This window comes from Streptomyces sp. NPDC001002 (genome assembly GCF_053599215.1).
This window is the reverse complement of record NZ_JBSFLV010000004.1, coordinates 26181-50534: the sequence shown is the minus strand read 5'-3', so window position 1 is coordinate 50534 and position 24354 is coordinate 26181. Positions and strand designations below refer to the sequence as shown.

Annotated in this window: 20 protein-coding genes; 10 read left to right on the top strand and 10 right to left on the bottom strand. The window is 72.1% G+C overall.

Going from position 1 to position 24354, the window contains the following annotated elements; all coding sequences use genetic code 11:
* Positions 1 to 42: 42 nt before the first annotated feature.
* From ACWDR3_RS03440 to ACWDR3_RS03430, 3 genes are all read left to right on the top strand, one after another.
* Positions 43 to 1047, top strand: a complete 1005-nt coding sequence (locus ACWDR3_RS03440; RefSeq protein ID WP_450350443.1) for a permease — start codon at positions 43 to 45, stop codon at positions 1045 to 1047.
* The gene (locus ACWDR3_RS03435) at positions 1044 to 1799 is read left to right on the top strand and encodes a TIGR03943 family putative permease subunit (protein WP_450350442.1); all 756 of its coding nucleotides are present in this window, start codon (positions 1044 to 1046) and stop codon (positions 1797 to 1799) included. Before ACWDR3_RS03440 ends, ACWDR3_RS03435 begins: the two co-directional genes overlap by 4 nt.
* 121 nt (positions 1800 to 1920) lie before the next feature.
* Positions 1921 to 2565 carry a GAF and ANTAR domain-containing protein gene (locus ACWDR3_RS03430; RefSeq protein WP_450350441.1) on the top strand — a complete coding sequence of 215 codons (645 nt, stop codon included), beginning with the start codon at positions 1921 to 1923 and terminating at the stop codon, positions 2563 to 2565.
* 47 nt (positions 2566 to 2612) lie between these two features.
* Here ACWDR3_RS03430 and ACWDR3_RS03425 read toward each other — a convergent pair whose 3' ends face one another.
* Positions 2613 to 3401 carry a hypothetical protein gene (locus ACWDR3_RS03425; protein ID WP_450350439.1) on the bottom strand — a complete coding sequence of 263 codons (789 nt, stop codon included), beginning with the start codon at positions 3399 to 3401 and terminating at the stop codon, positions 2613 to 2615.
* 323 nt (positions 3402 to 3724) lie between these two features.
* On the opposite strand from ACWDR3_RS03425, the gene thrS reads away from it, so the two are divergent.
* Both thrS and ACWDR3_RS03415 read left to right on the top strand, forming a co-directional pair.
* Positions 3725 to 4975, top strand: a complete 1251-nt coding sequence (gene thrS, locus ACWDR3_RS03420) for a threonine--tRNA ligase (RefSeq protein ID WP_450350437.1) — start codon at positions 3725 to 3727, stop codon at positions 4973 to 4975.
* Positions 4976 to 5072: 97 nt separating this feature from the next.
* Positions 5073 to 6062, top strand: a complete 990-nt coding sequence (locus ACWDR3_RS03415; RefSeq protein ID WP_450350435.1) for a nucleoside hydrolase — start codon at positions 5073 to 5075, stop codon at positions 6060 to 6062.
* 88 nt (positions 6063 to 6150) lie between these two features.
* Here the strand turns inward: ACWDR3_RS03415 and ACWDR3_RS03410 are convergent, their stop codons facing one another.
* Entirely contained in the window at positions 6151 to 7089 is a 939-nt protein-coding gene (locus ACWDR3_RS03410; RefSeq protein WP_450350433.1) for an LAETG motif-containing sortase-dependent surface protein, read from the bottom strand.
* Between the two features lie 214 nt (positions 7090 to 7303).
* Here ACWDR3_RS03410 and ACWDR3_RS03405 point away from each other — a divergent pair, with 214 nt between their 5' ends.
* Positions 7304 to 8947 carry a glycoside hydrolase family 13 protein gene (locus ACWDR3_RS03405; protein WP_450350431.1) on the top strand — a complete coding sequence of 548 codons (1644 nt, stop codon included), beginning with the start codon at positions 7304 to 7306 and terminating at the stop codon, positions 8945 to 8947.
* Between the two features lie 16 nt (positions 8948 to 8963).
* Here ACWDR3_RS03405 and ACWDR3_RS03400 read toward each other — a convergent pair whose 3' ends face one another.
* Positions 8964 to 9701, bottom strand: a complete 738-nt coding sequence (locus ACWDR3_RS03400) for a DUF4142 domain-containing protein (protein ID WP_450350430.1) — start codon at positions 9699 to 9701, stop codon at positions 8964 to 8966.
* Positions 9702 to 9966: 265 nt separating this feature from the next.
* On the opposite strand from ACWDR3_RS03400, the gene ACWDR3_RS03395 reads away from it, so the two are divergent.
* The 4 genes from ACWDR3_RS03395 (at position 9967) to ACWDR3_RS03380 (ending at position 14089) form a co-directional block, all read left to right on the top strand.
* A complete protein-coding gene (locus ACWDR3_RS03395; RefSeq protein ID WP_450350428.1) occupies positions 9967 to 10674 on the top strand; it encodes a DUF6445 family protein in 708 nt (235 codons plus the stop codon).
* A 132-nt stretch (positions 10675 to 10806) separates the two neighbouring features.
* Positions 10807 to 12267 carry an APC family permease gene (locus ACWDR3_RS03390; protein ID WP_450350426.1) on the top strand — a complete coding sequence of 487 codons (1461 nt, stop codon included), beginning with the start codon at positions 10807 to 10809 and terminating at the stop codon, positions 12265 to 12267.
* Positions 12264 to 12701, top strand: a complete 438-nt coding sequence (locus ACWDR3_RS03385; RefSeq protein ID WP_450350424.1) for a hypothetical protein — start codon at positions 12264 to 12266, stop codon at positions 12699 to 12701. Before ACWDR3_RS03390 ends, ACWDR3_RS03385 begins: the two co-directional genes overlap by 4 nt.
* A gap of 5 nt (positions 12702 to 12706) precedes the next feature.
* Positions 12707 to 14089, top strand: a complete 1383-nt coding sequence (locus tag ACWDR3_RS03380) for a M20/M25/M40 family metallo-hydrolase (RefSeq protein ID WP_450350422.1) — start codon at positions 12707 to 12709, stop codon at positions 14087 to 14089.
* Positions 14090 to 14094: 5 nt separating this feature from the next.
* Here ACWDR3_RS03380 and ACWDR3_RS03375 read toward each other — a convergent pair whose 3' ends face one another.
* The 7 genes from ACWDR3_RS03375 to pstA form a co-directional block, all read right to left on the bottom strand.
* Complete coding sequence (locus ACWDR3_RS03375; protein WP_450350421.1) at positions 14095 to 14463, bottom strand: DUF6479 family protein; 369 nt, start codon at positions 14461 to 14463, stop codon at positions 14095 to 14097.
* Positions 14464 to 14500: 37 nt separating this feature from the next.
* Complete coding sequence (gene pstB, locus ACWDR3_RS03370; protein ID WP_450350587.1) at positions 14501 to 15265, bottom strand: phosphate ABC transporter ATP-binding protein PstB; 765 nt, start codon at positions 15263 to 15265, stop codon at positions 14501 to 14503.
* A 97-nt stretch (positions 15266 to 15362) separates the two neighbouring features.
* Positions 15363 to 16253, bottom strand: coding sequence for a sortase (locus tag ACWDR3_RS03365; RefSeq protein WP_450350419.1), 891 nt, complete (start codon positions 16251 to 16253; stop codon positions 15363 to 15365).
* A gap of 141 nt (positions 16254 to 16394) precedes the next feature.
* Positions 16395 to 18377 (bottom strand): Ig-like domain repeat protein, encoded by a 1983-nt coding sequence (locus tag ACWDR3_RS03360; protein ID WP_450350417.1) that lies wholly within the window; start codon positions 18375 to 18377, stop codon positions 16395 to 16397.
* A gap of 164 nt (positions 18378 to 18541) precedes the next feature.
* Entirely contained in the window at positions 18542 to 21184 is a 2643-nt protein-coding gene (locus ACWDR3_RS03355; protein WP_450350415.1) for a hypothetical protein, read from the bottom strand.
* Entirely contained in the window at positions 21181 to 22848 is a 1668-nt protein-coding gene (locus tag ACWDR3_RS03350) for a phosphate ABC transporter substrate-binding protein PstS (protein WP_450350413.1), read from the bottom strand. The genes ACWDR3_RS03355 and ACWDR3_RS03350 overlap by 4 nt, the downstream gene beginning before the upstream one ends.
* Positions 22848 to 24353 (bottom strand): phosphate ABC transporter permease PstA, encoded by a 1506-nt coding sequence (gene pstA / locus ACWDR3_RS03345; protein WP_450350411.1) that lies wholly within the window; start codon positions 24351 to 24353, stop codon positions 22848 to 22850. Before pstA ends, ACWDR3_RS03350 begins: the two co-directional genes overlap by 1 nt.
* Between the last annotated feature and the right edge of the window lies 1 nt (position 24354).

Genomic DNA, 24354 nt, shown 5'->3' with positions numbered 1-24354 from the left:
CACGGCACACGTGGATGTTCATGGCACTACTGGGACAGGCGCGTGCAGAATCAGCGGACGGTGGTCGACGGGGTGCGCCTCGTCGTACGCGCGCTGGTGTACGCCGTGCTCGGCGGCTCCGCCCTGATCGCCATCGCCACGGTCGTCTCCGTGCTCGGGCCGATGCTCGCGCTCGACCTCTACACCCCGCCGGTCGCCGCCTGGTGGACCGTGTTCACCGCGATCGCGGTCCAGGGCGTGCCCTTCCTGCTGCTCGGCACGGTCGTCTCCGCCGCGATCGGCGCCTTCGTGCCCGAACGCGTCTTCACCAGGCTCCTCCCCCGCAATCCCGCCCTCGCCGTGCCCGTCGCGGGCGCCGCCGGAGTCGTACTGCCCGGGTGCGAGTGCGCGTCCGTGCCGGTGGCCGGGAGTCTGATGCGGCGCGGGGTCGCGCCCGCCGCCGCCCTCGCCTTCCTCCTCTCCGCGCCCGCCATCAACCCCGTGGTCCTGGTCGCGACCTCGATCGCCTTCCCCGGCCAGCCCAGGATGGTCCTCGCCCGGCTCGTCGCCTCGCTCGCGACCGCCGTGGTGATGGGCTGGCTGTGGGCCCGGTTCGGCAAGGACGAGTGGCTGCGGATGCCGGCGTCGAGGAACGGCGGCGACGCCTCAGGACCGCGCGCCTTCCTCACCGGTCTCCAGCACGACTTCCTGCACGCCGGCGGCTTCCTCGTCCTGGGCGCCGCGGCCGCCGCGACCTTCAACATCGCCGTACCCCGGTCCGTCCTGGACCTGTTCACCGGTTCCGCCTGGGCCGCCGTGGGGCTGCTCGCGGTGCTCGCCGTCGTGCTGTGCGTGTGCAGCGAGGCGGACGCCTTCGTCGCCGCCTCCCTCAGCGCCTTCCCGCTCACCGCGCGACTGGCGTTCATGGTGGTCGGCCCGATGGTCGACCTGAAACTGATCGCGCTCCAGGCGGGCACGTTCGGCCGCTCCTTCGCCGTCCGCTTCTCCTCGGCGACCTGGCTGGTGGCCGTGACGAGCAGCGTCCTGGTCGGGTGGTGGCTGCTGTGAGACTCCGCCGGTACGGACCCGCCGTACTGCTCCTGCTCACGGGCGCCGCGGTACTGCGCGTCACGCTCTTCAGCGACCTGTACCTGAGATACGTACAGGCGGCCCTGCGGCCGTACCTGATCGTCTCCGGCGTGGCGCTGGTCCTGCTCGGCGTGACGACGGCCGTCCTGAGGCGGGACGAGCACGAGGGTTACGAGGGTGAGGACGAGGGGCACGGTGACGGGCTCGACGAACACCACGGGCACAGCCACGGCGCCGCAGGCCCCCGTGTCGCCTGGCTGCTCACTCTCCCCGCCCTCGCCCTTCTCCTCTTCCCGCCGCCCGCCCTCGGCTCCTACAGCGCCGGGCGTGAGGCCGCGCAGCGGGCGGCTCAGGGGGTCGGGAGCTTTCCCGCGCTGCCGGCCGGGGACCCGGTCGAGCTGAGCGTCGCCCAGTTCAGCTCGCGGGCGATCTACGACAGCGGACGGTCCCTGAAGGGCCGGACGCTCCGGATGACCGGCTTCGTCACCCACGGGGACGACGGCACCTGGTACGTCACCCGGCTCCTGGTCTCCTGCTGCGCCGCCGACGCCACCACCAGCAAGGTCGAGATCCGCGGCGACGACGCCCCGCCCACCGACACCTGGGTCACCGTCACCGGCACCTGGCACCCCAAGGGCGAGCTGGGCTCGGACGCGGCCTGGCCGCCGGTGCTGGACGCGACCTCGGTCCGGCAGGTGAAGCAGCCGGCGGATCCGTACGAGAAGCGGTAGGTCCGGTGGGACGCCACGTGTTTCGGCTCCTGGGGCACGGGTAGTCGGCCGGGGTCCGGTGCCGTGACGGCGTCGGCCGCTTCGCCACCGTGGCCACGCCCGAACCAAGGAGGCGGTGGCTGTGCGGCCCAGGCGAGACGGCCGTGACGCCTGCGGCGACCCGACGACCGAAGAGGTACCGGGGCTGCTGTGCCGGGTGGCGGTCGGACTTCTCCCGGTGACCGGCGCGAGCATGTCCCTCTACAGTCACGGTCTCCCGGTACGGCTCGGCGCGAGCGACGCGCGGGCCTCCTCCATGGGCGACCTCCAGGCCACGCTCGGCGACGGGCCCTGCCGGTCCGCGGTACGGGCCCGGGCCCCCGTGCTCGCCGACGACCTGACCCGCCCCGAGGACGCCGGTCGCTGGCCGGTCTTCGCCGAGCAGGCCACTGCGGCCGGGGTGCGGGCGGCGTACGCGATCCCGCTCGGCGACGACGCCGTGTGCGTCGGCACCCTCGACCTGTACCGCGACACCCCGGGTGCGCTCACCGGCCGCGACCTGCACACCGCCCGGCTGCTGGCCGCGCTGATGACGGTCGTCCTGATGACGCTGCCCCACGGACACGACGAGGTCCACCAGGCCACCGGCATGATCATGGCCCAGCTCGGCGTCTCCGACGACGACGCCCTCGCCCGCCTCCGCGGCCACGCCTTCGCCCACGACCGCACGGTTCTCGACGTGGCCAGGGAGGTGGTGGGGCGGCGGATGCGGTTCGAGCGGGAGTAGGCGAAGGGAGAACCGGAGCAGGCGACGGGCCGGGAAGGGGGCGTTCGTCAGACCTGCGCCCGCCCCTGCTTCCGTACGTCCGCCAGCCGCTGCGCCCCCACCTCCAGCGTCGCGTTCGTGATGTCCGGGGAGACCTCGCCCAGGCCGCCGTTGGTGACGGCGATGGTGTCGTCGCCGGTGCGGGCCGCGGCGACGTCGAGCGTGAGGACCGTCGGTTCGCCGTCGGGGGTCTCGGAGGTGAGGGTGACGCGCAGGCCCTGACGGGTGTCGCCGACCTCCGGCAGGGCGGCCTCGGTGACCTGGACGGTCTGGACGGTGCCGCGTTCGGTCACCGCCGTGAACCGCGCGCACTTCTGCGGCAGCGACTTCAGCCAGGCCAGCGTCCGGTCGACCTCGGCGGGTGGCAGGGCGAGCACCTGGTACCGCAGTTGGGCCTCGTCCATGGTGTCGTCGAGGCCGGTCGCGGCCCGCGGCCGGGCGTCCTTGCCGAACAGGTCGTCGGCGTACAGCGCGTCGAGCAGCCGCCGGCAGTCCGGCGCGTCCGTGGTCGCCTTGAGCAGGGCGTCCCGCCAGGTCGCCGCGCCCTGGGTCGGCGCCCACGGATCGCCGAGGTCCGCCTCGGTGACCAGGGCGGCCTGGGCCTGCGCGGTGGTGAGACCGTCGGGCGTGGTCACCGCGGCCGGGGCGGACAGGGACGCGGACGGAGGCGCCGAGGACGGGATCGTGGGCAGGGGCGCGTGCGCCTGCGGCGGCGTACTGAGGCAGGCCGACGCCGTGAGCAGGGTGCCCGCCGAGAGCGCGGAGGCGACGAGGACGCGGGCCGGGGGACGGGGCATCGGAGCCTCCTGGGAGACGGGCGGGGAGTCGGGTACGCCTCCAAGGGATCACCGCGTCCGGCGCTCCACCAGCGAGCCGGGCCGTCCGGGTTACCCGGGCACTTGGGGGCGTCCGTGCTCGGCCCCGATATTGCGTGGCACCCGCACCCCGCCCCTGGCTACCGTGGACCGCATGAAGCGCGCCCAGCCGTCCCTCACGACGACGCCGGAGAGTGTCCCGGCGCGCTGATCCACGACTGGATGACCGAAGCCCCGGGGCGAGTGCCCCGGGGTTTTCCGTCGCCCATCGGCTCCTCGCCCGGCACCTAAACGAGGAGCCCGCCATGTCCCACGAGTCCACCGCCCACGACCCGTCGGCCCCCGCGCCCCACGACCACCGCCGTCTCGGCCGCGAACTCGACCTCTTCGACACCGACCCCCTGATCGGCGCGGGCCTCCCGTACTGGCTGCCCGACGGCGCCCTCGTGCGGCACACCCTGGAGGAGTACGTCCGGGAGGCGGAGCGCGCGGCCGGCTACCGGCACGTGTACTCGCCGGTGCTCGGCAAGCGCGAGCTGTACGAGATCTCGGGCCACTGGTCGCACTACAGCGAGGACATGTTCCCGCCGATGAGACTCGGCGCGGAGGAGGTCGTTCTGCGCCCCAGCCTCTGCCCGCATCACGCCCTGATCTACCGCTCCCGTTCCCACAGCTACCGCGAACTCCCGCTCCGTATCGCGGAGTTGGGCGGCATGTACCGCTCCGAGCTGTCCGGCGTGCTCGGCGGTCTGACCCGGGTACGGGCCATCCAGCTCAACGACGCGCACATCTTCTGCACCCTGGACCAGGCGGTCGAGGAGGCGGCCTCGGCCCTGCGGCTGATCGCCCGCGCCTACGACGATCTCGGCCTGCGCGCCCACCGCTACCGGCTCTCCCTGCCGGGCGAGGGCGGCAAGTACGTCGCCGACCCGGACCTGTGGGCGCGGGCCACCGCCCTGCTGCGGGAGGTGCTGGCCGAGGCGGGCGTCGAGTACGAGGAGGCCGAGGGCGAGGCCGCCTTCTACGGGCCCAAGATCGACGTGCAGATCGCCGACGCGGCGGGCCGCGAGTCCACCCTCTCCACCGTCCAGATCGACTTCCACCAGCCCGAGCGCTTCGACCTGCACTACATCGGCGCCGACGGTGCGAAGCACCGCCCGGTGATGGTGCACCGCAGTGTCATCGGGAGCGTGGAGCGGGCGGTGGCGCAGCTGGTCGAGGTGCACGGCGGGGCGTTCCCGGTCTGGCTGGCCCCGGTGCAGCTGGTGGTGCTGCCGGTGTCGGCGGAGCAGGAGGAGGCGGCCGAGCGGTTGGCGCGGGCGGCGCTCGCGCGGGGGCTGCGGGCGGAGGTCGTCGGCGACGGCAGCCTCGGTGCCCGGATCCGCGCGGCGCGCCTGGTGCCGTACCAGGCGGTGATCGGGGCGCGGGAGGCCGAGGGCGGGCGGGCCGCCGTACGGCTGCGGGACGGGCGCAAGCCGGGCGTGCTGCCGGGCGACGAGCTGCTGCACCGGATCGGCGAGCGGGCCGCGGCCCGCGGAACCGGCCTGTGGGAGTGACCGGGAGTGACCACGGACGCATAAGGTCGAGCCGACACCTCTGCCGGGGCGACGGCTCCGTCCGTCCAGGCAGCGGCTCTACGGAAGGACTCCCGAGGTGACCGACCAGCCCATCCCGGTGATCATCGACTGCGACACGGGGGTCGACGACGCGCTCGCCCTGCTGTTCGCCGTCCGGCAACCGGGCCTCGATCTGCGGGCGGTGACCTGTGTCGCCGGGAACACGGACGTCGACGGGGTGGTCCGCAACACGCTGACCGTGCTGGAGATCGCGGGCGCCGGGGACGTCCCGGTGGCCCGCGGTGCCGAGCGCCCGCTGATCGAACCGGCCCGCTCGGCCCGGCACGTGCACGGCGCGGACGGCATGGGCGACCTCCCCGGCCTGCCCACCCCGACCCGGGCCCCCGCCGACGTGGACGCGGTGACCCTGCTGCACCGCGAGATCCTCGCCTCCCCGCGCCCGGTCACCCTGATCCCGACGGCGCCCCTGACCAACATCGCCCTGCTGCTGCGCACGCACCCCGAGGTCGTCCGCAACATCGAGCGGATCGTCTTCATGGGCGGCGCGGTGGCGACCGGGAACGCCACGGCGGTCGCCGAGTTCAACGTCTGGCACGACCCGGAGGCGGCGGCGGTGCTGCTCACGGCGGGGGTGCCGATCACGATGTACGGCCTCGACGTGTTCCAGCGGGTCGTCGTGCCCGGCCCGGACGTACGGCGGCTGCGCGCGAGCGCCGATCCGGCCGCCCGCCTCGCCGGCGACCTGCTCTCCCACCGTCCGGCCACTCCCGACGCCGACGGCGACGACCCGGGCGGCGGCATCGGCGACGCGGGCGCGGTCTGCACGGTCGTCGACCCGGCCGGCATCACGACCCGACTCCTCCCGGTCGAGGTCTCCCTCGCTCCCGGGCCCACCCGAGGGCAGACGATCGTCGACCGCCGCCCCCGCCCCGGCGAGTCCGAGATCCACGACGGCACCCGCCCCCGCGACCTCGTCGACGTGGCCCTGGACGTGGACGTGCCGCGCTTCGTGAAGCTGTACCTGGACACGGTGGAGCCCGGCCGCGAAGGTGCGCCTTCCGTCTAGGGCAGGACAAGCCGAACGCCCCGGAGAGAGAAGGACTCCGGGGCGTTCGTCATGGGGACGGGTCAGAAAGGCTGGGGTGCGGGCCTGGTCAGGCGCGCGTCGCGCGGCGGCGCTTCGTCGCGACGACGATCGCCGCGCCCGCAGCGAGGAGCGCTGCCGCGCCGCCCGCGATGATGCCGCTGCTGCTGCCGCCACCGGTCTCGGCGAGGTCACCACCGCCACCGCCGTTCGGCGTGGGCGCGGCGGGGGTCGTCGACTCCGAGGCGGGCGGGGTGGACTCCTCGGCGGGAGGGGTGCTCTCCTCGGCCGGCGGGGTGGACTCCGACGCGGGCGGGGTGGTCTCCTCCGCCGGCGGGGTCGTCTCCCCGGCCGGCGGCGTGGCCGGCGGGGTGGTCTCCGGGGTCTTCGAGCAGTCCTTCGTGCCGCCGTTCCAGGCCGCGATCAGCTTGTCCTTGATGACCGGGCGGTCGGGACCGATCGGCAGGTCGCCGTGCTCGAAGCCGTCGTTCGCGTCCTTCTCGCCGTCGAACTTGACCGCGCCGCGGTACAGGTCGATCTGCGCGAAGCAGCCCGCGTCCGGCACCGCGATGTCGAGCGAGTCGGTCTGGCCCTGCTTGACCGTCACGGTGTCGAAGTCGACGAAGACCTGCTCGCCGGAGGTGGCGAAGGTCGGGCCGTGGGCGATGTAGGAAGCCAGCGAGGCGGTGCAGGTGGCGGCGTCACCGGCGGCGCGGACCTTGATGTGGATCTTGCCGTCGTCGGTGGGCTTGAGGTTCTGGTCGTCGACCTTCACCGAGGGGAAGAAGCTCGTGCCGTCGAGCGAGAACTCGCAGCGGTCGGTGCCGGTCTCGGTGCCCGCGCCGGTGCCGGGCTTGTACGAGCCGCCGGACTTCCAGCCGTCACCGCCGGGCGTACCGCCGTGGGCGAAGGCACCGGAGGCACCGGCCACGGAAGCGGCACACAGGACGAGCGACGCGGCGCCCGTCCCCAGCAGGCGGCGCGCGGTGACAGGTCTGGCTATAGACATGGATGTCCCATCTCAGGAGCTCAGAGAGAGCAGAGGAAAGGCAGAAGAGAGACACTGGCCCCATTGGTCACTTGCGGCACAGCGTGCCCTCATGGTGGTTCGAGCCGCTGAGGCATGTCAACTTGCGGTGACGCACGGAAAGTTCAAGAGTCATTACAAAACCATCACACAGGGAACGATCTACTCCGATCCGGCTCGATCCCGAAGGGGAACCGTGACCGACCTTTCCTCCAGGAACCCCGACTGGTGGCGCCAGGCCGTCGTCTACCAGGTCTATCCGCGCAGCTTCGCGGACGCCGACGGCGACGGGCTCGGTGACATCAGGGGCGTCACCGAGCGCCTGACCCATCTCGCCGGGCTGGGCGTGGACGCCCTGTGGCTCAGCCCGTTCTACCCCTCCGAACTCGCCGACGGCGGCTACGACGTGGCCGACTACCGGGATGTCGACCCGCGCCTGGGCAGCCTCGCCGACTTCGACGCGATGGTCGCCGAGGCCCATCGGCTCGGCCTCAAGCTGATCGTCGACCTGGTGCCCAACCACACCTCGCATCTGCACCCCTGGTTCCAGGAGGCCCTGGCCGCGGGCCCCGGCTCGCCCGCCCGCGCCCGCTACGTCTTCCACGACGGCCGCGGCGCGCACGGCGAACTCCCGCCCACCGACTGGCAGTCCGTCTTCGGCGGCAGCGCCTGGCGCCGGGTGCCCGACGGCCAGTGGTACCTCCACCTGTTCACCCCCGAGCAGCCGGACCTGAACTGGGACCACGAGGAGGTCCGCGAGGACTTCCGCACCACCCTGCGCTTCTGGTCCGACCGCGGTGTCGACGGTTTCCGCGTGGACGTCGCCCACGCCCTCGCCAAGGACCTGCGCGAACCGCTGCGCGACCTCGGCGACCCCGAACTGAGCGGCGAGGCCGCGCTGGCCCAACTCGCGCCCGGCACCCACCCGTTCTACGACCGCGACGAGGTGCACGCCATCTACCGCGACTGGCGCCGCATTCTCGACTCCTACACCCCGCCCCGCATGGCCGTCGCCGAGGCCTGGGTCCCGGGCGCCCGCCGCGCCCTCTACGCACGACCTGACGAACTGGGCCAGGCCTTCAACTTCGAGTACCTCCAGGCCGGTTGGGACGCGGACGAACTGCGCGAGGTCATCACCGGCTCGCTGGCGACCGCGCGGGCCGCCGGCGCCTCCGCCACCTGGGTGCTCTCCAACCACGACGTCGTACGGCACGCCTCCCGGCTGATCCTCCCGCCCGGCACCGACGACAACGCCTGGCTGCTGTCCGGCGGCCACGCACCCGAGATCGACCCGGTCGCGGGGCTGCGCCGGGCCCGGGCGGCGACCCTGCTCATGCTGGCGCTGCCGGGATCCTCGTACGTCTACCAGGGCGAGGAACTCGGTCTGCCCGAGGTCGCCGACCTGCCCTTCGAGGTGCTCCAGGACCCGGTCTGGGAACAGACGGGCCATGTCAACAAGGGCCGCGACGGCTGCCGGGTGCCGCTCCCGTGGACCCGGACCGGGCCCTCGTACGGCTTCGGGGCGGGCGCGGCCTGGCTGCCGCAGCCGGAGAGCTTCGGCGGGTACGCCGTCGAGGCGCAGGACGGCACGGAGGGCTCCACGTTGGAGCTGTACCGGGCCGCCCTGAAGCTGCGCCGCAAGCTGCTCGCGGGCGAGGCGCTGACCTGGACCCCGGACGCTCCGGCCGGAGTGCTGGACTTCGTGCGCGGGGACGGCTGGCGGTGTGTGACCAACCTGTCCGGGGCGGCCGTACCGCTGCCGGCCGGCGAGGTGCTGCTGAGCAGCGGGCCGTCGGCAGCGGGGTCGATCGACCCGGACACGACTGTCTGGCTGGGTTGAGCGGTACGCCCGCGGGTCAGCCGACCGTCGGGGTGGGGCTGGGGGCCGCCGCGCCGCCGCCCGAGAGGCCGTCGATGTCCACCGGCGTGGAGGTGGCGTTCGGCGGCGGGGTGAGCACGATCGGCTGCTGGCCCGCGGGCGGCGCCGGCGGGGTCAGGTCGGTCTTGGGCAGCTTCGGCGGGGTGGTCTGCGTGAACAGAGACGTGTCGAAGTTCACCAGGCCGGTCTTCTCCATGACCGTGATGTGGTCCAGGACCGTGTTGTTGGCCTGGTCGGCCAGGGCGCGCACCAGGCTGTTCTTGGTCGTGGACCGGACCTTCGCCACCGTGTTGAAGATCGAACCGTGCGTGATCCGCAGGATGTTGGCGAAGTCCTGGTCGAACTGCGCGCCGCTGTCCGCGTTCAGGGTGTTGACGAAGCCCTGCTGCTGGGGACTCGCCAGGTTGGGCAGCGTGATGCCCAGCATCGGGGCGATCTTGCGGCAGGTGGTGTCCAGTGCCGCGTGGCCGTCGATCAGGTGCTGCGAGGCGGTCAGCACTCCCTTGTTGGTCCCCTTCTTCAGGCCGATCTGGCCCACGGGGTACTCCCACAGGCCGGCCGCGCGCACCTTGACCACGAAGTCGCGGTCGCCTTCCGTCAGCGGCCCCCACTGGGTGTTGGCGATGATTCTGTCCTGCGCGGTCGAGACGGTGCTCACTCCGAGCATCGACGGGTAGGCGAGGGCGGCGAGTGTCAACGTCAGCGCACCGCCCACAAAGAGAGTTCCCGTCGCATTCCGCGAAAAGCGCACCGTGCCTCCTGCCCGGTCGGGGGTCCCACCGAGCACGGTGGGGTCGGACAGGGAGAAGTACGGCTGCGGGAGCCCTCCGACTCGCCGGTTTTGGTAAAGCCGAGGCAAAGTGGCACGTGTCCTCGGTCACTCCCATGACGACCGGTTGACGGTTTGTTGACCAACTCGCGGGAGATTCCGGACGAGTTCGCGGGAGAGTCCATACGGACCCCCGCCCTAGATTCGCGGCATGCCCCCACAGCAGCCCCCCAGGATCCCCGCAGGCCGCCCCGCTGCTCCCCCCACGCTCCCGGTCCTGCCGTACCGCAAGCCCACCAAGGGCCGTGACTACTGGGTCCTCGACGACGTCCTGCCCGAGGTGGACGCCGTACGCGAGCGCTGCCTGGCCAAGGACGACTGGGTCGAGGGCTACCCGTACACCTCGGAGACCTGGCCCGGGCTGCGCACCATGCCGGGCCTGGAACCCGCCGAACTCGCCCGCGTGGAGCGGCTGGTGAAGAAGGCGACCGGCGCGAAGGAGCTGTGGGTGCAGCGGGCGCCCGGCGGCGGCACCCTCAACCACAACTGCGTCCAGGTCGTCGGCGAGGGCGAGAGCGAGCCGCGTCCGCACACCGACTCGCGCGCGCTGTGCCGGTACGCGGCGGTGCTCTACCTCAACCCGGCCGTGCCCAAGGACTGCGGGACGAGCTTCTACCGCCAGTCCATGCCGGGCGGCCGCCTCGGCGGCAACGTCGTCCAGGCCCCGCACAACAACCTCGTCGAGGCCCTCGGCACGCGGTTCGTGGCCCCGGACGCGTTCGAGGAGGACGTACGCGTCCCGCACAAGTACAACCGCCTGCTCCTCTACAACGCCAACCTCGTGCACAGCGCGACGGGTTACTCCGGCACGACGCTGGAGGAGAAGCGGATGACGGCGGTCTTCTTCTGGATGGCCTGATCGAACCCTGACGTCCCGAGCCGAGTCCACCATGCCCACCGCGATCGCCGTCACCCGAACGGCCCCACCCATCCGGCGTCGCCCGGTGTCCCAGCCGAGGCTGGGGTTCCCGAGCCGGTCTCTGGAGGGTCGATGGCATCGATGGACGTACCCGCCGATCTGCCGAAAGCGCAGGTGCAGGCGCGGGCGAGGGCGAGACAGGTGGCCGCGCCGAGGCTCAGCTGGGTGACGCTGGCGCTGATGACCACCTCGTCGGTGGCCAGTCTGCGGGCCGCACCGACGATGGCCGTGTACGGGCTCGCCTGTGTGTTCCTCTACCTGGTGCCGGCGATCGTCTTCCTGCTGCCGACCGCGCTGGTCTCCGCCGAGCTGGCGTCCGGCTGGTCGGGCGGTGTCTACCGGTGGGTGAGCGAGGGCCTGTCCAAACCGCTCGGGTTCCTCGCCGTGTGGTGCCAGTTCGCGATGACGATCTTCTACTACCCGAGCCTGCTCGCCTTCGTCGCGAGCACCATCTCGTACGTCATCGATCCGTCCCTGGCCTCCAACGGCCTCTACACGGCGATCGTCATCATGATCCTGTACTGGACCGGGGTGTGGGTGTCCTCGCGCGGGACCAAGGCCCTTGCCGGGCTGTCCAGTTGGGGGCTCGTGATCGGGACGCTCGTGCCCGGCACCCTGCTCGTCGTGCTCGGCATGGTCTTCCTCGGGCAGGGCAACGGCTCGGCCGCGCCCATGACCAGCAGCCATCTGCTGCCCGCCTGGACGGGGCTGGCGAGCCTGGTGCTGATCGTCAACAACTTCCTGTCCTACTCCGGCATGGAGATGAACGCCGTGCACGTGTCCTCGCTGAAGGACCCGGCCAAGGAGTACCCGAAGTCGATGTTCCTGGCGATGGGGCTCGTGCTGCTCATCTTCATCCTGCCCGCCCTCGCCATCAGCTGGGTGGTGCCCGGCGACCAACTCAGCCTGACCGCCGGGGTGATGCAGGCTTTCGACGCGTTCTTCGCGTACTTCCACATCGGCTGGATGACCCCGATCGCCGCCGTGATGCTCGTATCGGCCTCGCTGGGCGGGATGCTGACGTGGCTGGCCGGACCCTCCAAGGGCCTCCTGGAGATCTCCCGCAGCGAGGGCTATCTGCCGCCGTTCCTCCAGCAGTTGAACAAGCACGGCATCCAGCAGAACATCCTCGTCACGCAAGGCGTCGTCACCTCGGCCATCGCGCTGATGTACGCGCTGCTGCCGAACGTCTCCAATGTCTACTGGATCTTCTCGACGATCACCACGCAGGTGTACCTCATCGTCTACCTGCTGATGTTCGTCGCCGCGATGCGCCTCAGGAAGACCCGGCCCGACCACCCGCGCGGCTACCGCGTCCCCGCCCTGCACCTGCTGTGCACGGTCGGCCTGCTCGCCTCGGTCGCCGCCCTCGCCATCGGATTCGTGCCGCCCTCGCAGTTCGGCGGCGGCAGCGTCTGGTCGTACATCGGGATCGTCGGCGGCGGTCTGGTCATCCTCGGTCTGCTGATCCCGCTGGCCTTCCTGAAACTGCGCAGACCCGGCTGGCGCACCGAGGGCGGTGACGCGTCATGAGCCCGACCCGGTTCGCCTCTGAGCACAAGTGGATCTACGTCGGCGCCGTCGTCCTCCTGGTCGGGCTGATGATCGCCGGGATCGTCCAGTACAACAACGTCAAGAGCGACAACGAGGCCGCGAAGAAGGCGAATCGGCTCGCCGACGCGGCCGAGGACGCCGGTTACCCGCGCCCCGACACCGGGGTGATCGAACGCTCGCTGGGCACCGACGGCGGTCTGGTCTGCAAGGACCCGGCGAGCGCCCTGAAGTCGGCGCAGTGGAAGACCAACATCTCCAACGGCGCCGCGTTCGTGGGCCAGCGGCCGATCATCGGCGACGCCAAGGCGCTGCGGGCCGAGGCCAAGATCCTGGAGATCTACTGCCCGGACAAGGTCGACAAGATCAAGGACAAGCTCGACGACCTCAAGACCGACGACACGGTGAGGCGCTGACGACGATGACGGAACCCACCGCGCCCGAACCGACCGCGGATGAACTGGCGGCGAAAATCGCCGCGTTGATGCCCCGCGCCAAGGCCGACCTCACCGAACTCGTCGCCATCCCCTCCGTCGCCGACCCGCGCCAGTACCCGCCCGAGGAGTGCCGGCGGGCCGCCCAGTGGGTCGCCGACGCGTTCACCGGCGCCGGGCTGCGCGATGTCCACCTCGTCGAGACCCCGGACGGCAGCCACGCCGTGATCGGCCACCGCCCGCCCCCGCCCGGCGCGCCGACCGTCCTGCTCTACTGCCACTACGACGTCCAGCCCCCGCTCGACGAGACCGCCTGGAAGACCCCGCCCTTCACCCTCACCGAAGCTGCCGACGGCCGCTGGTACGGGCGCGGCACCGCCGACTGCAAGGGCAACGTCGTCATGCACCTCACCGCGCTGCGCGCGCTCGGCGACGACATCCCGGTGGGGCTGAAGTTCGTCGCGGAGGGCTCGGAGGAACAGGGCACGGGCGGCCTGGAGCAGTACGTCGCCCGGCACCCGGAGCAGTTCCTCGCCGACGCCCTGCTGGTGTGCGACACCGGCAACGCGGAGGTCGGCACCGGCACCGCCACCGTCACCCTGCGCGGCCTCGCCAACCTCGTCGTCACCGTCGAGACGCTCCGGGGCGAGATCCACTCCGGCATGTTCGGCGGCCCCGCGCCCGACGCCCTCGCCGCGCTGATCCAGCTGCTGTCCACGCTCCGGGACCCGGAGACCGGCGCGACTGTTGTCGACGGCCTTGACTGCGAGGGCACTTGGGACGGCGTCGGCTACGACGAGGCACAGTTCCGCGAGGACGCCGGCGTGCTCGACGGCGTACGCCTGACCGGCACCGGCACGGTCGCCGACCGTCTCTGGGCCCGCCCCGCCGTGACCGTCCTCGGCATCGACTGCCCGCCGGTGGTCGGCTCGGCCGCCGCCGTACCGCCCTCCGCGCGCGCCCGCGTCAGCCTGCGCGTGCCGCCGGGCACGGACGCCGAGGCGGCCCGCGAGGCCCTCACCCGGCATCTGACGGAGGCGGCCCCCTGGGGTGCCCATGTCACCGTCGAGACCGAGGGCACGGGCGCCCCCTTCCGGGCGGCCACCGACGGACCGGCGTACACCGCGCTCGGCACGGCGATGCGCGAGGTCTACGGCAAGCCGCTGGCCTTCCTCGGCCAGGGCGGCTCCATCCCGCTGTGCAACGTGCTCGCCGCTACCTACCCGCGCGCCGAGATCGTGCTGATGGGCGTGGAGGAACCGCGGTGCCTGATCCACGCGCCCAACGAGAGTGTGGATCCGTCCGAGATCGAGCACATGGCCCGGGTGGAGGCGGTGTTCCTGCGGGAGTTCGCCCGGGCCGGGCGCTGACGGCGTCAGACGTGTCCGAGGCCGCCCCCGCCGAAGGAGCCGCTGGAGCCGGGCAGCCAGCGACGGCGGCGCTGGTCCTTGCCCGTTCTGCTGCCTGAGTGGTGGAGGTCGTGCGGCATCAGCCGCTCCCCGCCCTCCGTGTGCGGCATCTCGTCCGGCTCGCGCATCTCGCGCATCTCCCGCACCGGGCCGGTGGCGGGAAGGTGGGGCTGGTCGTCGGGGGCGGGGCGCGGGAGCTCGCGGTCCCCGACCCGCACGCCGAACTGCACAGCCCAGACCAGCAGGCCCGCGACGACCAGGCCACCGACGAACGCGGCGACCAGGTCGAGTGTCTGGCTCGACGTCGCCGCCAGAACATACGTGGCGGTACTCATACCATCGATTATCCACCCGAATGGCCCAAAACGGGTGTCAGCCGAAGCGGCCCGCCACGTAGTCGGCCGTCCGGCGGTCCTTCGGGGTGCCGAAGATGTCGTCCGTGGGGCCCGCCTCGACGATGCCGCCGGGTGTGCCCTGCTCGGCGAGGAAGAAGGCGCACTGCTGGGAGACGCGGGCGGCCTGCTGCATGTTGTGGGTGACGATCACGACCGTGACCTCACCGGCCAGCTCCTGGATGGTCTCCTCGACCCGTCGGGTGGACGTCGGGTCGAGCGCCGAGCACGGCTCGTCCATCAGCAGTACCCGGGGCCGTACCGCGAGCGCCCGGGCGATGCACAGGCGCTGCTGCTGGCCGCCGGAGAGCGCGCCGCCGGGCTTGCGCAGCCGGTCGCGGACCTCCTTCCACAGGCCGGCCCGGGTCAGCGACTCCTCGACCAGCTCGTCGCGGGTACGGCGGCTCACGCGCACACCGGTCAGGCGCAGCCCGGCCACCACGTTGTCGTAGATCGACATCGCGGGGAACGGGTTCGGCTTCTGAAAGACCATGCCGATCCTGCGGCGGGCGTCGGTCAGCCGCCACGAGGGGTCGTAGACGTCCTCGCCCTCGAAGAGCACCTCGCCCGCGAACTGCGCGGCCGGGATCAGCTCGTGCATGCGGTTGAGGGTGCGCAGGAACGTCGACTTGCCGCAGCCCGACGGGCCGATGAGGGCGGTGACCCGGCCCGCGGGCATGGTCAGCGAGACCCGGCTGAGCACCTGGTGGGTGCCGAACCAGGCGGAGACCGCGCGGGCCTCCAGGGTGGCGGGGGCGGCGGCCTCGACGGCGGCCGCGGGGCCGGGAAGGCCCGGCAGGGCGGGGAGTTCGGCGGTGTCGGTCACGTTCTGTTACCTCGGTTCACAGCAGATTCGGCAGCAGTTCGGTGGTGCGGGTGGCGACCTGGAGGCCCAGGACCGCGACGACGGGAGCGAAGACGATCCAGGTCTGGTGACGGCCCCAGCGGTGCCAGGCCCAGACGGCGGCGACCGCCGTGAGCAGCAGCGCCTGCAGCCACATCACCAGCGGCCAGGGCACCCCGGACGGGTGGGCGAGGGGTTCCTCGGCGGCCGGCAGAGTGCCGGAGCGGATGACCGCGGAGGGGGTCTGGAAGGCCGGCGAGACCAGGTCGGCGTCGACCCGCAGGACGCCGCCCGGCGCGAAGCGCGGACCGGTGGCGGTGACCAGGACCAGCCGGCCCTTGCCGGCGGCCACGGGGGCGGGCGCCGGATCACCGGCCCGGCGTACGCCGCTGACCTGGTACGTCGCCTTGCCCTGCCCAGTGGTCACGGTGAACCGGTCCCCCGCGGCGAGCGAGCCGAGCCGCCCGAAGGGGCCGCCGTAGGCCGCGGCGCGGCCCATCAGGACGCTGGTGCCGGCCTGGCCCGGCATGGGGGTGTCCCGGCGGTGGCCGGGCCCGTCGGTCAGCACGGCGGAGTCGGTGCCCTCCAGGACGACCTGGCTCGTGCCCAGCGCGGGGACGGCGAGCAGGGCGACCGGGGTGCCGGGCGCGAGCAGCCGGCCCTCCTGGTCGGTCTGGGCCACCGGGGCGGTGCCCAGGGCGAGTCGGTCGCGCAGTTCGTCGAACGCGGCGTGCTGGGCGGAGTGTTCCTGGATCCCGCTGACCAGCAGCAGCTGTGCGGTGATGCCGAGCAGCAGGGCGGCGAGGCTCAGCAGGCCGCCCCGGGCGAGATGGCGGACGACGGTGACGCTCCGGGCGCGCGTGAGCGTGAGAGGTACGGCGACCGTCACGGCGAGGCCCGCCTCCTTCGATGGGTCGGTGTCGGATCTTCGGTCTCGGATCCAAGGGGCTGCCGGGGAACGGGTCCCCGGCAGCCCGCCGGAGAAGGGAGATCAGGAAGTGGGGTCAGGAAGAGGGATCAGGGAGAGAGATCAGGTGGACTTGATGGAGAAGTTCGCGCCGGTCTTGGCGTTCACCGTCGACGAGCCCGAGTACACGGCGTGCAGAGTGTGCTTGCCCTTGGCGAGCTTGGGCAGCGTCACGGTGACCTTGCCGCCGCTCAGGGTTCCGGTGGCGAGCAGCTTGGTGCCGTCGTAGACCTTGACCGTGCCGCCCGGGGTGGTGCCGGTCGCGGTCACCTTGACGGAGACCTTGGCGCGGGCGGTGTGGCCGATGGAGGCCGGCGCGCTGGTACTGACCGCCGCGGACGCCTTGGTGACCTTCAGGGAGAGGGCCGCCGAGGAGGCGTTGAGCTTGCTGGTGCCCGGGTAGGACACGGTCAGGCTGTGCGTGGCGACCTTGAGGTGGCTGGACAGGGCGACGGTGGCCTTGCCGGCGCTGTTCAGGGTGGCCGTGCCGAGGACGGTGGAGCCCTCCTTCACGGTGACCTTGCCGGTCGCGGCGACACCGTGGCTGCCGGCGACGGTGACGGCGACCTTCGGGGCCTTGCCGTACGCGGTCGTGCCGACGGACGCGGTCGTGGTGCTCTTGTACTTGACCGAGCCGGTCCAGGTGGCCGCCTTGCCGGTGCCGATGATGTTCGCGGCGCCGACGGAGGCGGTGTACTTGCCCAGCGCCAGACCCGAGAAGGTGTACGTCTTCGTGGTCGCCGGCAGGTCCTTGGTGGCGACGACGGCGCCGTCCGAACCGGTCAGCGTGACGCGGTAGTCGGTGACGGGCTGGCCGTTGGACGCGGGCGCGGTCCAGCTCAGCTTGACGCTCTTGTCGCCCGGGGTGGTGGTGAGCTTGGGCGCGTCCGGCACCCCGGCGGTCAGGCCGCTGATCTCCAGGCCGCCCTGCTTGGCGTGCTTGGTGAGGTTGACCGAGCCGTTGTACGACTCGTTCAGGAAGCCGAAGTCCGAGATGACCTGCTCGGAGCTGTCGGAGGCCAGGGCGGCCTCGTGGGTGCCGCTGGTGACGAAGACGTCGTAGAGGTCCTTGTCGAAGAAGACGCTGGTCGGGTCGACGGCCCGGGTCGGGACGACGTTGTAGACGTCGCGGCCGAAGGTGGAGTTCTCGTAGTAGTGGGGGACCGGCGCGAGCTTGCCGTCCACCGTGGTGACCGGGCTGGTGACGCCGCCCGTGTCGGTGGGCAGCTTGATGCTCGCCAGGTGGCCGCCGGCGGCGACCGCGGTGCTGCTGTAGTCGGGCGCGATGCCGTTGTTCTGGGCGATCCAGCTGCCCACGGAGAACGGGACGAGCGCGCCGTCCTGGGTGAGGGCGGCGTTCGCCTGGTTCTCCTGGACGGTCGGCAGGCTGGTGTCGATCGTGTCCTCGCCCAGGCCGATCGCGCCGAGGAAGAACTTACGGGTGCCGGAGCCGCTCTGCGGCAGCACCGGGTGCACGGTCACGCCGTTGAGCTTGTGATCGCTGCCTGCCTTGTAGAGCTCGTGCAGCTGGTCGACCGTCAGCGTGTCGAGGCCCGAGCCGCGCACCGCGAGACCGACCGCGTCCCGCGCGAACGGGATGTAGGTCAGGGCGGTGCCGGAGGCGCTCGGACCGCCGGAGGAGCGGGCGAAGTCGACCTGCCCGGGGATGGCGACGCCGTTGCCGTTGGGGAACTTGTCGCCGGTCAGCGACATGCTGAGCGCGGTGCGGCCGGGCCCCGAGCCGTTGGGGCGGGTGAAGGACGGACCGCCCGTACGGGTCTGGACGGTGGCCGAGCCGATCGCGTCGTACGAGGCGACACCCGCCCCGGACGCCGACTTCACGGCGGTCGTGCTGTAGCTCTTGCCGTTGACGGTGTCGCCGGCCAGCGCGTTGAGCACGTCCTGGGTGGTGTCGGAACCCACGCCGACGAGCTGGCGGAAGGTGCCGGCGGGGGTCGGGTCGGCGTACGCCGGGCTCGACAGAGCCAGGCCGCCGGCCACCACGGCGGCGGCGACCAGCGTCGCCGTGTAGCGCGTAGTGCGCATGGAGAGTCTCCGTGACTGTGCGAAGGAGTGGATCTGGCAGGGTGGTACGAGCCGCCCGCCCCGACTGCCTTTCGGGGCGGACGGCCGCTCATGGGGAGCCATGTGGCTCCGGGGCACTCTTTACGCCCCTAGGTGGGGCGCCCCGTCAGGGGCGCGGGGCTGTGCTAATTTGCGGCTCCGCCGCGTGGGCGCGACCAGCCACGACGGACCCGCAGACGACGTAGTGCCGCAATCGTGCTGGTGATCGACAACTGACGCCCGCCGGCAAAGGGCGCCCCCGCACCGGCAACCGCCCCCAACGCCGCGCCCGCCGGCACGGCATACCGCAGCGGATTCGCCGGATCGGCCGGAGTGTCACCCGTGGCCGTGGTCTGTACGGCCTTGCCACCGTCGTACGAGGGCCCACCGCTGGGCGTGGCACTGGCACCACCGCCGGTCGAGCCGCCCGACACGTCACCGCCCCCGGAGGACCCGGCACCGGCCGACGAACCGTCCGTCCCCGAGCCACCCCCGGTCGAGCCGCCCGACGACCCCGAACCCCCGCCCGTGGAACCGCCCTTGTACCGCTGGAGCGCGTCCGCGGCGGCCAGCGTGCGGGTGCGCAGCTTCTCGGAGAGCGGTGCGTACCCCACCGGCAACCGCCCCGGGTCCGCCCCGGTGACCTGCCCCTTGCCGGCGGCATACCGGAGCAGCCCGGCGTACTCCGCACGCACCTTGGCCGAGAGCTCCGCAGGACGCGCCGCCGCGTACACGATCTGCGCGAGCGGGTACGCCCCCTTCGCGGTGGCCTTGGCCGGACTGACCTCGGCGGCCCCCGCGCCGGAGGCGCTCGTGGCGGCGGCCGTCAGGGAGGCGTCGGTGGGGGCGACGTACTTGCCGGCGGTGTTCAACAGCCGGGCGGTACCGAGCCCGTAGCGCGCGGCGGAGACCGCGTCCGTCACCGTGATCATGAACCGGGAGCCGACCGTCTGCGGGCCGGGGCTCTTGTACGCCGGCGGGCTGGCCAGCGGGTCCCAGGTCGCCTTCCACAGGCCGTCGACCCGCAGGGTGTGCAGCGCGCCGGAGTGCATGTCGGACACGTACGGATGGAAGTCGATCATGCACTGCTTGTCGGTCGCGCCGGTGCCGGGCGGGACCGTGCACCAGGGGTCGCTCTTCGGGTAGGTGTCCGTGTCGGCCGGGTCGAAGGTGAAGTCGGTCGGGTTCACGTCCGGGTTGGTGGAGAAGTACGGGTTGACCCGCATCCCCCAGTCGTCGGACACCCCGGCGAGGAAGCGGCGCGCGTCCTGGTCGGCGGTGACCCACTGCCACACCGCGCGGGCCGAGTCGGAGTGGCCGAGCGAGGTGAGCAGGTCGGTGTCGGTGGCGGGGGTCTCGGCGACCGAGAGTTCCGCGAACTCCGGGTTGAGCGCGATGAATTCGGGGTCGCTCGCCAGACCGGCCGGGTTGTTCTTCGCCCAGCCGTAGCCGTTCGCGACCGTGCTGCCGCTGATCGCGCCCCAGGGGGAGTTGCGGTAGGACTCGGTGAGCAGCTTGGCGACCAGCCGGGGATTGAGGTCGATCGACCGTACGATGCTTCCGGCGAGTTTCCTCGTCGCCTCGGAGGCGTCGGCCTTGGGTCTGCGCTCGATGGTGAAGCCGATGACGGTGCCGGAGAGCGCGGTGGGCGCGTACACGGCGGGGTCGTCCGGCGCGGTCGTGCCCGGGTCGGTGCCCAACGCCCGTGTGGTGAAGGCCAGTCCGGAGGAGCCGTCGTTGCTCAGCCGGGCGCGGGCGTCCGGCTCGCCGAGCTCGGTGTAGCCGTACACCTTCCCGGTCGGGCACAGGGCGGTCTGCCAGCTGGTCATCGCGTCGGCCGCCAACTCGCTGCCGGTGGTGGGGATCTCGTCCGCGCCGAGGGCGCAGTCGGTGCCGACGGCGTTGAAGCCGAGCGGGATCGCCACGCGGTTCTTCCAGTTGGTGGAGGAGACCGGGGAGCCCGCGTTGACCTGGCTCTGGTCGGCGTAGGGCTTGCCGTCGAGGTCGAGGTGGCCCTGCGGGACGATCACCAGCCAGCAGGAGCGGGGCTTGGTGACGCCGTTCTTCGTCACCGGGGAGCCGCAGCCGAGGTGCGGGGCCTCGTTGGCGGTCTGCACCTCGAAGTTGGCGGTGCCGGTGCCGTCGGCGCCGGTGCGGGCGAAGTCGACCTCGTTGGTGGTGTTGCGGTTGAAGTAGGGGTTGTTCTGCGTGTTGGTGGTGACGATCTCGCCGCTCACCGGCTTGAAGGGGACCTCGCCCGGCACATTGGCGTTGGCCGCTCCGTAGCGGTCGTCCTGGCCGTAGTTGGTGGGGTCGGCGCTGTAGAAGACCTTGCGGGTGTCGTCGTAGTCGTTGCCCGGCCAGGTGCCCCGGTCGGTGGTCGGGGAGCCGCCGTACTGGCACTGGGTGCGCGAGGGGCCGGGGTTGGCGGCGACCGTGCCGTCGGCGTCGCCCCAGCACTGCATGATCTGCACGAAGTCGGTGTTGAAGAGGGTGCCCGCGAAGGTGGTCGGGGTGCCGCCGGTCCAGGAGACCGTGATCGCCTGGCTGGTGAGGTGGGTGGTCTGGCCGACGGTGAACTTCATGTCCTTGAACTCGCCGCGGCCCGCGACGGTGACGGCGGACCCGGCGCCCGACTGCGCGGCGGTCGCGGGCGGCGCGGCCTGGGCCAGGGCGAGTCCGGCGAGCGCGCCGACCGCCGCCCCGGCGACCAGACGCACCAGCAGCCGTCGTACGCGGTGTGCGCGAGGTACGCGGGTCGCGCCGTGCGCGTGTGCCGTGCGCTTCATCGTGAACCCCCGTCGGAGGAACGGCCCTTGGCGACCAGGCGGGAGACGACCGACGGCAGCAGCAGCAGGCCGAGGATCAGCACCACGGCCAGCAGCATCAGCGTCTGGGTGCCGGTCCAGCCGCTGCGGCCGGCCACCGAGACGGGCTGGGCGAGGGCGACCGTGCCGGTGGCGCCGGCCGCCGTGCCGCCGCTGCCGGTGCCGTCGGGGGCGATCGTCTGGCCGGTGTCCGGATCGACGGAGGGCTGCCCGCCCCCGGTGCCCGTGCCTCCGGCGGCCGTGGAGCCGTTGCCGCCCGTGCCGGTGGTGGTCCCGCCGGTCGACCCGCCCGAGGAGCCGCCGCTGGAACTCCCGCCCCCGCTGCCCGACTTGGCACCGCCGCTGCCCGAACCGCAGGGCGCGGCGCCCTTCTTGTCGCAGGCGGCCGGGTAAGGGGCCGTCTCCGCGAGCCTGTTGCGGCCGCTGGCGGTGAAGGTCGGGTTGTTGCAGTTCTTGATGTTGATGTTCTGCGTCTGCACACCCGGGATCCGGCGGATCTGGTCGAAGCCGGCCTGCACGAGGTTGATCGGGAGTGGTGAGTAGCCGAGATCCGGGGCCTGTTGCTGGCCCTGGCACATGAAGTAGTAGGAGAACGCGCCGAGCGTCTTGCCCTTGGCCTTGGTGAAGGTGCCCTGCACCTTCAGCGGCAGAATCATGTACGAGTAGCTGGACAGCGGGTAGTTGCGCCGGTCCGTGTCGTTGTAGACGCCGTTGAGCTGCTGGGTCAGGTAGTCCGCGGAGTGCTTGTCGGTGTTGATCTTCGCCTTGAGGAGCGAGACGGCGACGTTCTTCGGGGTCGGCTCGGTGTAGTAGCCGGCATGGTTGAGGACCTTGGCGACCGGATAGTGGGCGTTGAGGGCGTAGGAGTAGTTGACGTAACCGATCGCGCCCTCGCCGTAGTTCTGGGCGATGTACCCGGCCACGCCGAGGTCGCCGGACTGGGCGATCATGCCGGAGACGGTCGGGTAGTACGAGGTCTGTCCGCAGGCCCCGGAGCGGCCGACCCGGGCGCAGTACGCCTGCCACAGCGACTTGTGCTGGTTCGCCATCCACATCGTGAACTGGGCGGTGGAGCCGGAGCCGTCGGAGCGGACGACGGGGACGATGGTGCGGTGCGGGAGCTGGAGGCCGGGGTTGTCGGCCTTGATGACCGGGTCGTCCCAGGTCTTGACGGCGCCCGTGAAGATCTTCGTCACCACGTCGCCGGAGAGGCGGAGGTTGGTGACGCGCTTGCCGCCGACGGTGAGGTGGTACATGAAGACGGTGCCGCCGGCCACGATCGGCATGTAGGCGTAGCTGCCGCCGGCCGGGCGCTCCGCCGCGCTGCCGTCGGTGGGGTTGGTCTGGAAGGGGATGTCCGAGACCGCGAAGTCGACGGTGCCGGAGAGGAACTGGCGGCGGCCGTCGGAGCTTCCGGTGCCGGCGTACGAGATGCGCATGCCGTACTGGTTGACGGCGCGGCGCCATTCGTCGACCGCGTTCTCCGCCCAGGTGGAGCCGGCGCCGGCGATGGGGGTGTAGGAGGCGGCCGCGGCGTTCTCCGCCGGAGTGAGGGCGGTGAGGATGCCGAGGAGGGCGGTGATTATGCCCAGCCGTCTTAGCGGGGACGTGAGGTGGCTGAGCATCAGTCCGTCTCTCCGGGGGTGGGGCGCTCTTCAGGGTCTGTGGGTGCTGTCGGTTCGTCGTCGGGTGCGGGTGCGTCGTGGCTGGTCGCGCAGTTCCCCGCGCCCCTGGGTGGGCTGGGATCGCCGGTGTTGCCGGAGGCACCGGGGTTGGGCAACTCCGGGGCCTGTGCGTCAGCCGCCGCAGGCACGTCGTGGCTGGTCGCGCAGTTCCCCGCGCCCCTGGGCAAACCGGGCTCGCCGGTGTTGTCGGAGGGGCCGGTGTCGAACAGGTCCAGGCCCGGGGCGTGGAGTTCTGCGAAGCGGTCGACATCCCGGCGGGACGCCCGCGCCGTTCTCTTCGCCTGACGGCGGGTCTCGTGGCCCGGGCCGCGGCCGCCTATCACTCGGGCGATGACGAAGAGGACCAGGACCAGGGCCATCAGGACCGCCGCCGCTCCGAAGCCGCGGGCGATCATCGCGGGCTCGGGGGAGCGCACGAAGTTGAAGACGGCGAGGGGGAGGGAGATCATCGGGCCGCTGGTCGGGTTCGCGTTCAGCGCCGCCGTGAAGCCCGCGGTGAGCAGGACCGGGGACGTCTCGCCGATCCCCCGGGCCGTGCCCAGGATCACCGCCGTCGCCAGTCCGGATCGCGCCGTCGGCAGGACCACGTGCCACACCGTCCGCCAGCGCGGAGCGCCCAGCGCCTCCGCCGCCTCCGTCAACGTGCCCGGCACCAGACGCAGCACCACGTCCGCCGCCCGGATCACGATCGGCAGCATCATCACGCTGATCGCGAACCCGGCCGCGAGCCCCGACTTCTGCATGCCGAGCCCGAGGATCCAGGTCGCGTACACCATCAGACCGGCGACGATCGACGGCAGCGCGGTCATCGCCTCGACGATCGTCCGGACGAACCGGGAGAAGCGGCCGGGGAGTTGGTTGAGGTAGACCGCACAGGCCAGCCCCAACGGCACGGTGATCGTCAGCGCGATGGCGATCATCACCAGCGTGCCCAGCATCGCGTGCGCGACCCCGCCGTGCGTGAGCGGGTCCAGCGGTCCTGCCGCCTGCATGTCCTGGGTGAAGAAGTTGCCGTGCGGCAGCGCCTCCCGCCCGCGCCACGCCGTGAAGCCGACGACCATGGCCAGCGCCGAGAACAGCAGCCCGGCCGCCGTCCACAGCACCACCGTCATGACCCGGTCCCGTACCGCCTGCCGGTTCTCCTCCAGCCCTGTCAGCACCGCGTAGATCGTCAGGAAGGCGGCGTACGCCGTCACGAAGAAGCCCAACGCCCCTGAGAACGGCGCGAGTTCACCGAAGAGCAGCACCGCCACGCACAGCCCGGACACCGCCGCGCCCATCAGGGACAGCACCCCGGACCGGCTCAGGCCGCCGATCCGGCGCGGCTGGTCGGGCAGTTCGGGGGGAGACGGGGGAGAAGGGGGAGATGCCGGAGCGTCCTCGGCCGACGCCCCCACCTCCACCGCGGGCTCGCTCGCGGTCGCGGTCTCGTTCACGACAGTCATC